The following is an 11,943-nucleotide window of genomic DNA, read 5'->3' on the forward strand; positions in this document are numbered from 1 at the left end:
TCGAGGCCGAGCGCAAAGCGGAACGGGAGGCAAAGCGAAAGTAAGGGGCCGCGCCGCCCAGCGGGGCGGCGCGGTTACCTTGGAGTTTTTTTAGGAAGGAGGATTCTGGTGACACTGCTACAGAACTATCAAATGTATACCGGGATATCAAACACGCTGGTGCAGGTCAATCAGCAGCTGAATCTGACAAGCATTCATATTCAGAATGCAGCGGCACATACCAGTAGCTTCGGGGGCAAGCTGAAAAAAGTGACGGAAGATCTAGGTCTGGTTGCCAAGGCCAAGGCTTTTGTGGGCATGGAGGACGAGCTTTCGCAGACGACATCGCGACTGAACACGATGAACGATGGTCTGCAATCGACAGAACAGCTACAGGACATGGTGTTCGCGGCGGCGCAACGCTCGCGCACCGCCTATATGCAAACAGCGGATATGGTTGGCAAGCTGGGACAAAGCGCAGGCAATGCGTTTTCCAGCAGCGCAGAGACTGTAGCCTTTGCCGAACAGATGAACAAGCAGTTTGTCCTTGCCGGTACATCGCAGGATAAAGCGGCGGAAGCTACAAGTAAGCTAACGCAGGCGCTAGGTGCGGGCGTACTGCGCGGCGAGGATTTCAATACGCTAATGGAAACCGCGCCAAACGCGATACAAACCGTCGCGGATTATATGGGTAAGCCTGTGGAAGCGGTGCGCGATCTGGCAACACAGGGACAGCTTTCGGCAGCGGTCTTTAAGAACGCGCTGCTATCGGCTACGGCAGAAACGGATGAGAAACTAGCGGCCATGCCGATGACGTGGGGGCAGGTATGGCAAACCTTTTCGGATTATGCCTTGCACGCCTTCGGTCCGATCATGCAGGCGCTGAGCGATCTGGCGAATAGCGATATGGTACAAAATATGATCTCCGGTGTAATTGGCGCATTGCAGGTAGTGGCGCCTCTAGTGACCGAGACGTTCAATACACTGGTAGGCTTGGCCGAATGGGTCACTGATAATTGGAGTTGGCTGGTACCGATTATTTTAGGCGTTGCGGCGGCAATCGGAATATATAAAGCGGCTACCTTGGCTTCAGCCGGCATCGAAGCAATATTGACGGGCGCAAAAAAAATAGCCACGGCAGCACAACTACAGCTGAACGCGGCGATGGCGATGTCCCCAATCACTTGGATCATTATCGCCGTTGTTGCATTAATCGCGGTGTTTTATGCGGTCGTAGCGGCGATCAACAAATTTAAAGGAACCTCTGTCAGCGCGACTGGTCTGATCGCAGGCAACTTTATGAGGCTGTTTGCTTATCTATACAACAACTTTGCCCTGCCTATTTGGAACCTTTTTGCTGATATTGCAAACTTTTTTGGGAATGTGTTTAAGAATCCGGTAGCATCTATTTATATTTTGTTTTTACAGTTGAACCAGAAGGTAGTCGGCACCATGCTGAAGATGGCGCGGTCCATTGAAACCCTGATCAACAAGATTCCCGGCGTAACGATCGATATCACATCGGGACTAGACCGTTTTTATGACGGTTATACCGATCAGATCAATAAGGTGAAGGATGAGACCGGCTGGACTGAGTTTGTACAGCAGGGACATGCGCTAGACACCGAACAAGTATATAAAAATGGCTATGATGCGGGTGCGAATTTTGAGAACGCCTTTAGTACAGATAATATTTTTGGCGGCGCATCAAATCCGCTCAATGGCCTGCCTTATGACGAGTTATTGGGAAACAGCTTGCCCGGCGGCGCGACGGGAGAGGTGCCAGATGGAGTGTCAGGCATTGCTCCCAGCGGACTATATAATGGCATGTACAGCGGGAGCGGTTCTTACGACCCTGCGCAGGATATTAATACAACTGCGGAAAATACCGGTATCATGGCTGAATCGCTGGCCATGTCGAGCGAAGATATCCAGTTGCTGCGTGATATCGCGGAACGGCAGGCGATCAACCAGTTTACCACTGCCGAAATTAAGGTAGATATGGTGAACCATAACTCGATCGCCTCCGACATGGATATTGACGGCGTTGTGAATGTTCTCGAGGCTAAGGTCGCGGAAAAGATGGCGGTATGTGCCGAGGGGGTGCATAGCTGATGTATCAATTCTTTTTGGACGGCGTGCTGTTGCCTGTTACGCCTTCGTCCATGACGCTAAAGGTTGCAAATCAGAACGACACGATCACCTTGATTAACGAGGGGGAGGTGAGCGTACTCAAACGGCCCGGCCTGAGCAAAATCTCTTTTGAAGCGCTGCTGCCAAATCGGAAGTATTCGTTTGCACAATATCAAAGCGGCTTCCAAAGCGCCCAGTACTTTCTATCCCTGCTGGAAAACCTAAAGACCGGCTGTGCGCCGTTTATGTTTGAGGTGATCCGCATGGATGATAGGGGCACGGTGCTGATCGAAGCGAGATCCATGCAGGTATCGCTAGAAGCGTATGAGCTGCTAGAGGACGCAGAGCGGTATGGGACCGATGTGCTGGCAAAGATCGATCTCCGGCAATGGCGGGCCTGTAAGACCGCACGGGTGGAAATTCAGCAGGCTGAGGACGGGACGATCGCGGAAGTGACCGAGCAGCGCGAAACGACCACGGCGCCTTCCGCGCCCACGTACACTGTTCAGCCCGGGGACAATCTTTGGGAGATCGCGCGTATCAAATTGGGGGACGGTATGCGTATGAGCGAAATATATCGGCTGAATCAAGGCACGATCGAGGCGGAAGCAAAAAAACATGGGTTAGCAAGTTCATCAAACGGACACTGGATATATCCCGGCACCGTTTTGATGCTGCCGGGATAAGGAGGATATAACAAATGGGTAAATACGTTTGGCCGTGTCCGAGCTACAGCTATGTTTCAAGCCCATTTGGGCCGCGTAATATCTCCATTCCCGGCGCGTCCCGTTATCATAAGGGCGTTGATCTGGCGGCCGCAGACGGCGTGCCGATCATTGCAGCTGGTAATGGTACAGTAAGTATCTCAGACTATGAAAAGCAAGGTTACGGAAACTGGATCGAGCTGGATCACGGCGGCGGTATTACGACGCGTTACGCGCATGCGAGCAAACGTCTGGTTTCAGCCGGTGCAAAAGTATCGGCTGGACAGACGATCGCACTCGTTGGTACCACTGGAACTTCGTCGGGGTGTCATCTGCATTTTGAAATTCGGGTTAACGGGAAAGCCCGAGACCCCTTGAATTTCGTCAAAGACAGCGACACGGTATCCAACTACACCGGCAAGGCGGGTGCCGGCGCAAAAAATGTTGTCAAGGCCATGTTTACTGCTTATTATCCGGCGAATAACGCCATGGAAGGCGGTTTCCTAGATGCGCTGGGCAACCCGCTGGATACGTCCAAGCGGACCTGCGCGGCGCCGGCGAGCGTGCCCTTCGGCACCAAGATCACGGTGCAGGGGACCGGCAGCGAGCAAGATGGCGTGACCTATACGGTGAATGACCGGGGTGGTGCGATCAATATTCAAAACGGCGTCTATCACTTCGATTTGCTGATGAGCACGAACGAGGAATGTAACCGCTGGGGCGTCAAATATGGCACGGCGATCATAGACGGCGACGGTGAAGGAATAGATGCGGGACAAAGCCCCAAAGAGATAACCAGAGTTGTGGTCAAGTCGATCACTGGTGCGGCGGGCACGCGCAAGGAAATTTTGCGAAAGACCGAACCGCATTTGTCAGCAGGCGTTGAATTACTGTTGCAAAACAGTAGAATGGAGCTGCAAAATCCGATGGTGGAGGGCGACATCGTTTGGGAAACAACGCGGACCGGCTCACCCGCCTCACTCAAATTTACGGTGGTCAAGGATGATATCCTGAGCTTTCATGAAGGAAATCCGGTATCGTTCCGCTTTAACGGCGAGCCGGTGTTTTACGGATATGTGTTTAAAAAAGAACGCAGCGACAGTCGCTTGATCCAAGTGACCTGTTACGACCAGCTACGTTATTTCAAAAACAAAGATTCGATCTCCTATGCGGATTGGACGTACAGCGAGTTGCTGAGAGTGCTGGCAAAGGATTACGGCCTGACCTGCGGGACAATCGCGGATACCAAGTATAAGATACCACAACGCATAGAGGAAACGACACTGTTCGATATCTGTGGAAACGCCGCGGATGAAACGCTGGTAAACACCGGGAAAATATACGTGTTGTACGATGACTTTGGAAAGTTAACGTTGAAACCCTATGAGAGCATGCTGCTGCCCATCTGGATCGATGAGAATACCGCGCAGGAATACAGCTATGCATCGTCCATTGACAACGAGGTTTATGATCGTGTCAAGCTGGCCTATGACAACGGAGAAACAGGCGAGCGCGAGATATATGTAACGAACGATACAGCTTCACAAGGCCGATGGGGCGTGCTGCAATATTATGCGAAACTGGACAGCGCTCTTTCATCGGCGGATATGCAAACAAAGGCAAAGGTGCTTTTGGATTACTACAACGTGAAGCAGCGCGAACTGTCGATTAAAAAGGTATTCGGTGACGTGCGCGCCCGCGCGGGGGCGTCAGTCGCGGTCGGCATGGGGCTGGGGGACATCAATATCTCGAACTACATGTGCATTGAAAAAGCACGGCATACTTTTTCCTTTGGGCTGCACACGATGGATTTGACGCTGAGCGGTATAAGGGGGGAGTTCCATGCCTGATCTGTTTGAACTGATTAAAACCATTGCCGTAAGCGCGGTGGAAGCGCGGAGGCCGGTTGAGATATGCTTTGGCACGGTGCAGTCGGCCATGCCGCTGACGGTCCGGCTGTCACAAAAGCTGGTACTGGGAAAGGAGTCGTTTATTGTACGGCAGGGAGTGACCGCGCAGTCGTTCGAAGAGGGTGACAAGCTGATCTTATTTCGTATGCAGGGCGGACAACAGTATTTGATCTATGACAAAAAAGGAGGATTATAATGCTACCCAACGATTTCAACGACGGGCTGAAAGGTGATTTTACGATTGCTGAGCAGCCGACACAGACCTATCGTCTGGACTTTGACGGCGCACCTGCATCCGGTAAGATTGACGGAGTGGAGGCGATGCGACAGGCGATCCTTCTGGCGCTGAACACCGAGCGGTTCACCTATGCCATCTATTCATGGAATTACGGCATCGAGCTGCGGAGCCTGTTCGGTCAAGGCATAACGCCGTACTTGCAGGCGCGCTTGCAGCACGTAGTAGAGGAGGCTCTGTTACAGGACGATCGTATTTTGCAAGTGACCGGTTTTACCTGTGTGCGAGCCGGGCGGGACGGACTACGGACAAGCTTTATCGTGCACACCACGCAAGGCGAGGTCCCATCAGAACTAAATTGGGGAGGTGAAGTGGCGTGATCGGAAGATATGCGGACCGGATGACGTTTGACGTGATCCTGAAACGAATGCTCGCACGGGTGCCGAATTCTGTCGATAAGCGTGAGGGATCGGTTATTTACGACGCGCTGGCGCCAGCTGCCGCCGAGTTGGCGAAGACGTACATGGAACTGGATGTGGTGATGGACGAGACTTTTGTTGATACAGCGTCGCTGCAATATTTGATACTGCGCTGCAAGGAGCGCGGCGTGCCCGTGCTAGGTGAATCGGCTGCGATCATTCAAGCGGAGACCAGACCGGTCACGCTTGAATTACAGGTGGGCACACGCTTTCGCTGCGGCGCGGTAAATTACGCAGTAAAGGAAAAAATATTGCCCGGCTTGTATCGGCTGGAATCAGAAACGCCGGGTACGGAAGGGAACCAATATACGGGCACACTGATCCCTATTCAGTCCGTGAACGGACTGCAAAGCGCTGAAATCAAGGGCGTGCTTATCCCCGGCGAGAATGGAGACACGACAGAGACGCTGCGCGAGCGCTATTATGCTTCTATCAATGGTGAATCATTTGGCGGCAATGTGGCCGACTACAAAGAAACGGTTAATGCCCTGCACGGTATTGGCGGTGTTAAGGTTTACCCGGTGTGGAACGGCGGCGGAACGGTAAAGTTAACGGTTATATCCTCTGATTATACGGTGCCATCCGAGGAGCTAATCGCGGCGGTACAGCAGGAGATTGATCCACAGGCAAACCAAGGGGAAGGGCTGGGGCTGGCGCCGATCGGGCACTCCGTAACGGTGGCGGGCGTCAAAGACGAACCCGTGTCTATCACAACACGTCTTACCTTTATTGACGGCTGGAGATGGGAGGACGCGCGGGAGCAAGTCGAGTTGGCTGTGAGGGATTATTTTGCCGAGCTTGCCGCCGCATGGGCCGATGCGGATGCAACAGTCATCCGAATTGCGCAAATTGAGACCCGAATCTTAGCGCTTTCCTGTGTGCTGGATATTGCGGATACGGCGCTGAACGGTCAAACCAAAAATGTGCAGATCACAACTGACCACATTCCGTCGCTTAAGAAAATCGAGGTGGTTGTATGAGAAAGGAACTTTCGCTCTATTTACCGCCGATTTTATTGCAAACGCAGGCTTTTCAGCTGCTTTGTAGTGTGGAGGATCCCGAGTTAGATACCCTGTTTGTCTGTGCGGACGAGGTGTTGGATGCACAGTTTATTCACACCGCGCCTGAGCGGGCAGTGGAACGCTATGAAAAAATATACAAGATCGTGCCAAAGGATACAGAAACGTTGGAGGAGCGTCGCTTTCGCGTGCTATCTAAAATCAACGCCCAACTACCGTATACAGTACGCATGCTGAAGAGACAGTTGGAAACGCTTTGCGGCACGGACGGATATGATGTGGAGTTGGATAACTCGGCGTATCATCTTCTTGTCAAGGTCGCTTTGACGGCAAAAAACAATTTTCAGGCAGTCGGCGATCTGTTGAAGCAGATCGTTCCGGCAAATATGGATACTTTATGTATGCTCAAATATAATCAACATCAAACAATTACGAGATTTACGCACAGTCAGCTCGCGAATTATACGCACGCGCAGCTGCGAGAGGAGGTTTTACCCTGATATGGCAACGACAACAGATAATTATGGATTGATTAAGCCGGGTATAGATGATTTTTACGATATTGGTGTGCAGAACGAAAACTGGGATGCGGTGGATACCGCGTTAGAGGAACACGCACAACAACTTTCACCGAGTGGAGAAAAAGAAAACCCTGCGGATTCGGACAGCCTGATCCTAACGGACAGCACGGCAAATGGCATAAAAAAGCGGCTGTCGTGGACCGGTGTCAAAACAGCGCTAGGTAAAGTGTTCGCTGGGCTGCAACATACGCATTCCATGGAGGAAGTCGACGCGCTTGGTGCGGCTTTGGCGAATAAGGCGGACACGTTTATTACAATGAATATCGTTCCGGCATCAATAGAAGAAATATGGGCGCTTGGGCCGGGGCAATATTCATGGGTGCAGTCGGAACCATTGACATGGCAGCCATCGGATACACCAACAGGTGCGTTACGCGTTTTAATTACTGTATCCGCTTCTGAAACTGCGGCTGGCACAAGAACTGTTGATTTACGTTATGTTGACGGAGCAATAGACCGGGTATCGTACATGGGCGAAGACACTGGCACAGGTATTCGTTGGGTCAAAATCGCCACCGCCACCCCGCCGCAGGTGTACGATCTGCCGCTGGCGGCGGGGGTGAAAAAATATTCCGAGGATTGGAAAAACTGCTACAGCAAAGCGCAAGACGGATTGGTTTTGGTGCATTTGGCGGCAGAAACGATATCGGGAGAACCACCTGCGCGCTTTGCTACAATCGCAACGCTTCCTGTGGGTTACCGTCCCGCCAAAAACGTTGCAGGATTGCCGATCCAAGGCGGTACGGGCGTTAACGGATTTATTAACGTCAGGGGAGACGGAGTGATCGAGGCGGCATTTTGTACGGGCCACCAAATGTTTGGCTTTATCACGTTTTATGCAGCTTAGAGCTCTAAACTGCTACAAATGAAATATTTGCATACATCATCTGACCTTGTGAAATATCCGCTCCGTAGTTCTGTAAACTGCCGTTGGTATCTATATATAAAGCGGCTGCGCTCGCAGGGTTTTTGAGTGTGGCGGATGCTTCGTAACTTTGCATCGGGCGATACCCTTCAGGCAAAGTAGCAATTATTTCTCCGCTATGATGAACCGCCGTCGCGTTAATTGCCACATTCACGGTAACTACGTTATCCTGTGTTTTAAAATAGCATGTTTTTTGCTGATATCCCCATCCGCCCGCCAGCGGCAGATCGTACATGGCGGGCGGGGTGGCGGTGGCAATGGGCTTCCAGCCACTCCACACACTCCATGACAATATATTGTACTGCGGGGCCTGTTCAGAGGGGTAGACAACCACAACTTTGTAGTTGTCAGTCGCTCCAGCTTGATTTACGCAAGCAAGCACGCTGATTTCATAATGCCAAACATGTACAGGCAGATTCATTGCCCGCATTTGCTCATTGGTGATTTCTTCGACGCTATATCGTCCCGGAGGAAGCGCAAGCACATTTTGCCCTTTCGTAATTGGCGTTGGCATTACATCCATCTTATTCGCCTAAGGTGTACTAACCGCTAAAAGATTATTGCATATAATTGCATAAATGAGCAATTATACATGGTTTTAGCAATCCTATAATTAAAGAGGCTATAGCAGTAATTAAAATTGATGTGTTATTAGATAATACCCAAAAGCGTTAAAATATATCTACGCCTAAAAATATTCGCCCTTGGCGAATAAGGTGGCCGTGACGAGCGAAAACTGCCCTGATCTGGACGCATTTGTTGAGGTCAACAAATACATGTCCGTAGACGGTAGCACGCGCAACCGACCTGCCTTAATACCTTTAGATTTCGGACGCGTTATCAATATAGGCGCGAATGAAACCACATTTTTGCAGGTGGTCTATTCACGATATGGTGCTACTGCATATCGTGGATATGCCGCTTGGGAAAGCCCCAAGTTTGCCCCATGGAATACCGCCGCCACCGCCACCCCGCCGCAGGAATACGATCTGCCAGTTGGATATGGCCTGTCAACAGTCGGAATTTCAAAATACTTTAAAACACAGGAGAATATTGTGACCCTCAACGCCCGTTTGGTGGCAGGCATTGCTTTAGCGACAGATGCCACACTGGTGATGCTTCCAGCGGGGTTTCGCCCATCTTTTGACCGATATATCAATGCTGTGGTAAACGATACGCCCATAAACGGCACGGTAATTCGCACGGACGGCAGAATCTCACTGCCTTGGACTCCGTTGTCTGCGAATGATGTATTAGCCTTTGCGTCTACTTTTGTTGCCGAGAATTAAGTATCGGCTTGCTTAGAGCTCTAATCTGCCCAAAATTCAGCATCAATCATTAGCCAATTTGCGTTTTGCGGCAACCCTGCTATTGTGATACCGCCACTTGGATATATATGTGCGTGGCAATATCCATTTGGTACACCATGGCTGGCACAATCAGCATGACGTACTATTTCCGTGCTAGGCCTATATCCTTCTGGCAACGTGGCAACTATATCGCCTTCTTGAAAATCTCCGCTTGCCCGAGTAACCCATGCCATTATATATACTCGACCCGTTTGTGATTTCCGGTACTCACAAGGTTCAGGTAGCGCGCGCTGAACCCCCGCCGCCAGCGGCAGATCGTACACGGCGAGCGGGGTGGCGGTGGCGATTTTAACCCAGCCTGTCCATTCTTCACCTGTAAATGTTCTATAATAACTACTACCCGAATAGTACCAAAACAACGTTTGTTTAATACCGAGGGCATAAGTTTTTTCAACTTTTAGGCCGAATGCAGTTTCGCCAAAAGGGTTGGGTGGAGTGTTGGTTGCATCTAAACCTGCTCCGCAATACCATTCTCCAGCTACTTTGCAGTTATTAAGGTTCGATCCAAATGGGATATCTCGTGGCACATCCGCCTTATTCGCCTAAGGCGAACCGACATCTCTTTGCCGCCATGATATAATGGCGGTAAGGAGGTGTTCGATATGGATGCAAAAATGGAACTGAAAGAAAGATTGTGTGCTGTTTTTTGTGCTAATGCGGAACAAATTGAATCGGTAATGGATGGGTTTGTTATTCAACGGGAAACGGATCACCGACGGAGCAACTTGAAAAAACGAATTTTATCATTTCTATCGGCAAAGAGGATCGACGGATTATCGCCTAAAACGTTGAAAAATTATAAGGAAATGCTTATGTGCTTTGCAAAGCAGGTGGATAAGCATGTTGCGCAAATCAATAGCGATGATATCAGAAGCTACGTGGGCTACTTATCTGATGAGCGAAAGCTGAAAAACAGCAGCATTCAGACCCATCTGACCACGCTGCGATCCTTTTTTTCATGGCTGGATGTCGAAGACATTATTAAGAAAAATCCCATGCGTAAAATAAAATCCTTCAAATTGGACCGTAAAAAGACGCGTATGCCGCTGACACCGGAAGAACTGGAAAAGCTGCGAGATGGCTGCCGCACCTATAAAGAAAAAGCGTTGTTAGAGTTTTTGGTATCAAGCGGTTGCCGTTTGGGAGAAATCGTGCGGATCAAGTTGGATCAGATCGATTGGCAGGGCCGCAGTGTCACGGTGCTCGGCAAGGGGAACAAGGAGCGGATCGTTTATTTTTCCGTGCGCGCAAAGCTAATGCTGCAGGAGTACTTAAATAAGCGGAAGGGTGGAGATGCTCTGTTTGCCAGTTCACGAACGCCATATGGCCCAATGAAAGCGCGGGCGGTGCAAAAAGCGATGCAGAAGATCGGAGAGCGGGCAAAAGAACCGCGTAGGGTGCATCCGCATTTAATGCGCCATACCTTTGCGAGTAATGCGATCAATGGCGGTATGGATCTGGCGGTGATCCAGCGTCTGCTGGGGCATACAGATCCCAAAACAACGCTGATTTACGCGGAGCTGTCACCAAGAACCGTGAAATATGAATACGAGAAGATCGTAGCCGTAGCTTAACGGATACAAAGGAAAACAGACATCTGGGTGATTGTAAAGGGCTCAGGTGTTTTTGCTATGCGTGTATATAGGGAGTACGACTGTCCCCTATACAAAAAACGCCGAATGTGCTATATTGGGTACAGATTTATGAGCGGCGGGGGTGCGAGGGTGTATCGGGTGGCGATTTGTGATGATGTGGAGCGGGATTTGGAGCAGATGACGGGGCTGGTGGTCTCGCTCCTGAAGGAGGAGCGGGTCGAATGCGCGGTCGACCGCTTTCACGCGGCGCGGGAGCTGCTGCGCGCAAAGCGGCTAGGCGGGAGCTGGGACCTGATCCTGCTGGACATCATGATGGATGGGCAGGACGGTATTGAGTTGGCCGATGCGCTGCGCGAGGCGGGGGACGAGACCGATCTTGTTTTCATCACCGCAAGCCCGGAATACGCGCTTGCGGGCTACCGGAGCTATCCGGTGAGCTATTTGATGAAGCCACTGACGCGGGACGCGCTGCGCCCGGTGCTCCGGCGCTGTCTGGAAGCGCATCGGCGCGTGCCTACGCTGACGCTGGACGCGATGGAGGGCGGCAAAGCGGCTTTTCCCCTGCGGGATATTTCCTTTATCGAAGTTTTTCGGCGTGAGCTGGTCGTGCACTGCGGCGCGGACCGCGTATCTTGCGCGGGCAGTTTGTCGGCGGCGCTGGAGCGGCTGCCGGGGGAGTGTTTTTACCGCTGTCACCGCAGCTTTGTGGTCAATCTGGCGTATGTGAACGGCATTCGGAAATACTGTTTTTTGCTCCGCAGCGGCGGCACCGTGCCCGTAGCGATGCGGGAGTATCCGGAGGCGCAAAAACGCTGGCTCGCTTATGTGGAAACAGAATAGCATAGGAGCTGTAAAAAAACTGTTGCAAACAGAAGAATACCCAAATGTCATTCTGAACGAAGTGAAGAATCTCGCGCGATCGCGCGGAATTTACGCTGGGAACGCGCGTTCGCGCGAGATTCTTCGTCGCTTCGCTTCTCAGAATGACAAAATTGGTAGCATTCTTCGCTTTG

General features: G+C 51.2%; 14 protein-coding genes. 12 read left to right on the forward strand and 2 right to left on the reverse strand.

Going from position 1 to position 11,943, the window contains the following annotated elements:
• The first annotated feature begins 108 nt into the window (after positions 1–108).
• Genes NE562_RS13260 through NE562_RS13295 form a run of 8 tightly spaced genes read left to right on the forward strand, consistent with a single transcriptional unit; the run spans position 109 to position 7,887 of the window.
• Positions 109–2,094 (forward strand): tape measure protein, encoded by a 1,986-nt coding sequence (locus NE562_RS13260; protein WP_280962910.1) that lies wholly within the window; start codon positions 109–111, stop codon positions 2,092–2,094.
• On the forward strand, positions 2,094–2,798 hold the full coding sequence (locus NE562_RS13265) for a LysM peptidoglycan-binding domain-containing protein (RefSeq protein ID WP_280962911.1): 705 nt from the start codon (positions 2,094–2,096) through the stop codon (positions 2,796–2,798). The genes NE562_RS13260 and NE562_RS13265 overlap by 1 nt, the downstream gene beginning before the upstream one ends.
• 14 nt (positions 2,799–2,812) lie before the next feature.
• A complete protein-coding gene (locus NE562_RS13270; protein WP_280962912.1) occupies positions 2,813–4,666 on the forward strand; it encodes an XkdQ/YqbQ family protein in 1,854 nt (617 codons plus the stop codon).
• The gene (locus NE562_RS13275; protein ID WP_280962913.1) at positions 4,659–4,922 is read left to right on the forward strand and encodes a DUF2577 domain-containing protein; all 264 of its coding nucleotides are present in this window, start codon (positions 4,659–4,661) and stop codon (positions 4,920–4,922) included. The genes NE562_RS13270 and NE562_RS13275 overlap by 8 nt, the downstream gene beginning before the upstream one ends.
• On the forward strand, positions 4,922–5,341 hold the full coding sequence (locus NE562_RS13280; protein WP_280962914.1) for a DUF2634 domain-containing protein: 420 nt from the start codon (positions 4,922–4,924) through the stop codon (positions 5,339–5,341). The genes NE562_RS13275 and NE562_RS13280 overlap by 1 nt, the downstream gene beginning before the upstream one ends.
• Positions 5,338–6,420 (forward strand): baseplate J/gp47 family protein, encoded by a 1,083-nt coding sequence (locus tag NE562_RS13285; RefSeq protein WP_280962915.1) that lies wholly within the window; start codon positions 5,338–5,340, stop codon positions 6,418–6,420. Before NE562_RS13280 ends, NE562_RS13285 begins: the two co-directional genes overlap by 4 nt.
• On the forward strand, positions 6,417–6,959 hold the full coding sequence (locus NE562_RS13290) for a YmfQ family protein (protein ID WP_280962916.1): 543 nt from the start codon (positions 6,417–6,419) through the stop codon (positions 6,957–6,959). Before NE562_RS13285 ends, NE562_RS13290 begins: the two co-directional genes overlap by 4 nt.
• A gap of 1 nt (position 6,960) precedes the next feature.
• Positions 6,961–7,887 (forward strand): hypothetical protein, encoded by a 927-nt coding sequence (locus NE562_RS13295; RefSeq protein ID WP_280962917.1) that lies wholly within the window; start codon positions 6,961–6,963, stop codon positions 7,885–7,887.
• Between the two features lie 4 nt (positions 7,888–7,891).
• Here the strand turns inward: NE562_RS13295 and NE562_RS13300 are convergent, their stop codons facing one another.
• Complete coding sequence (locus NE562_RS13300; protein ID WP_280962918.1) at positions 7,892–8,488, reverse strand: hypothetical protein; 597 nt, start codon at positions 8,486–8,488, stop codon at positions 7,892–7,894.
• A gap of 181 nt (positions 8,489–8,669) precedes the next feature.
• Here NE562_RS13300 and NE562_RS13305 point away from each other — a divergent pair, with 181 nt between their 5' ends.
• Entirely contained in the window at positions 8,670–9,254 is a 585-nt protein-coding gene (locus tag NE562_RS13305; protein ID WP_280962919.1) for a hypothetical protein, read from the forward strand.
• 20 nt (positions 9,255–9,274) lie between these two features.
• Here NE562_RS13305 and NE562_RS13310 read toward each other — a convergent pair whose 3' ends face one another.
• Positions 9,275–9,862 (reverse strand): pyocin knob domain-containing protein, encoded by a 588-nt coding sequence (locus NE562_RS13310; protein ID WP_280962920.1) that lies wholly within the window; start codon positions 9,860–9,862, stop codon positions 9,275–9,277.
• Between the two features lie 75 nt (positions 9,863–9,937).
• On the opposite strand from NE562_RS13310, the gene xerA reads away from it, so the two are divergent.
• From xerA to NE562_RS13325, 3 genes are all read left to right on the forward strand, one after another.
• Positions 9,938–10,909 (forward strand): site-specific tyrosine recombinase/integron integrase, encoded by a 972-nt coding sequence (xerA, locus tag NE562_RS13315; RefSeq protein WP_280962921.1) that lies wholly within the window; start codon positions 9,938–9,940, stop codon positions 10,907–10,909.
• Between the two features lie 159 nt (positions 10,910–11,068).
• Positions 11,069–11,770 (forward strand): LytR/AlgR family response regulator transcription factor, encoded by a 702-nt coding sequence (locus tag NE562_RS13320; RefSeq protein ID WP_280962922.1) that lies wholly within the window; start codon positions 11,069–11,071, stop codon positions 11,768–11,770.
• The coding region (locus NE562_RS13325; protein ID WP_280962923.1) for a hypothetical protein at positions 11,754–11,943 on the forward strand (190 nt) is incomplete at its 3' end. The genes NE562_RS13320 and NE562_RS13325, both read left to right, overlap by 17 nt.

This window comes from Butyricicoccus faecihominis (genome assembly GCF_024462775.1).
Taxonomy (GTDB): Bacteria; Bacillota; Clostridia; order Oscillospirales; family Butyricicoccaceae; genus Agathobaculum; species Agathobaculum faecihominis_A.

Excerpts from the sequence above, each read along its gene's own strand:
- NE562_RS13265 (WP_280962911.1), top strand. The coding sequence starts at position 2,094 with ATGTATCAATTCTTTTTGGACGGCGTGCTGTTGCCTGTTACGCCTTCG.
- NE562_RS13270 (WP_280962912.1), top strand. The coding sequence starts at position 2,813 with ATGGGTAAATACGTTTGGCCGTGTCCGAGCTACAGCTATGTTTCAAGC.
- NE562_RS13275 (WP_280962913.1), top strand. The coding sequence starts at position 4,659 with ATGCCTGATCTGTTTGAACTGATTAAAACCATTGCCGTAAGCGCGGTG.
- NE562_RS13280 (WP_280962914.1), top strand. The coding sequence starts at position 4,922 with ATGCTACCCAACGATTTCAACGACGGGCTGAAAGGTGATTTTACGATT.
- NE562_RS13290 (WP_280962916.1), top strand. The coding sequence starts at position 6,417 with ATGAGAAAGGAACTTTCGCTCTATTTACCGCCGATTTTATTGCAAACG.
- NE562_RS13295 (WP_280962917.1), top strand. The coding sequence starts at position 6,961 with ATGGCAACGACAACAGATAATTATGGATTGATTAAGCCGGGTATAGAT.
- NE562_RS13300 (WP_280962918.1), bottom strand. The coding sequence starts at position 8,488 with ATGGATGTAATGCCAACGCCAATTACGAAAGGGCAAAATGTGCTTGCG.
- xerA (WP_280962921.1), top strand. The coding sequence starts at position 9,938 with ATGGATGCAAAAATGGAACTGAAAGAAAGATTGTGTGCTGTTTTTTGT.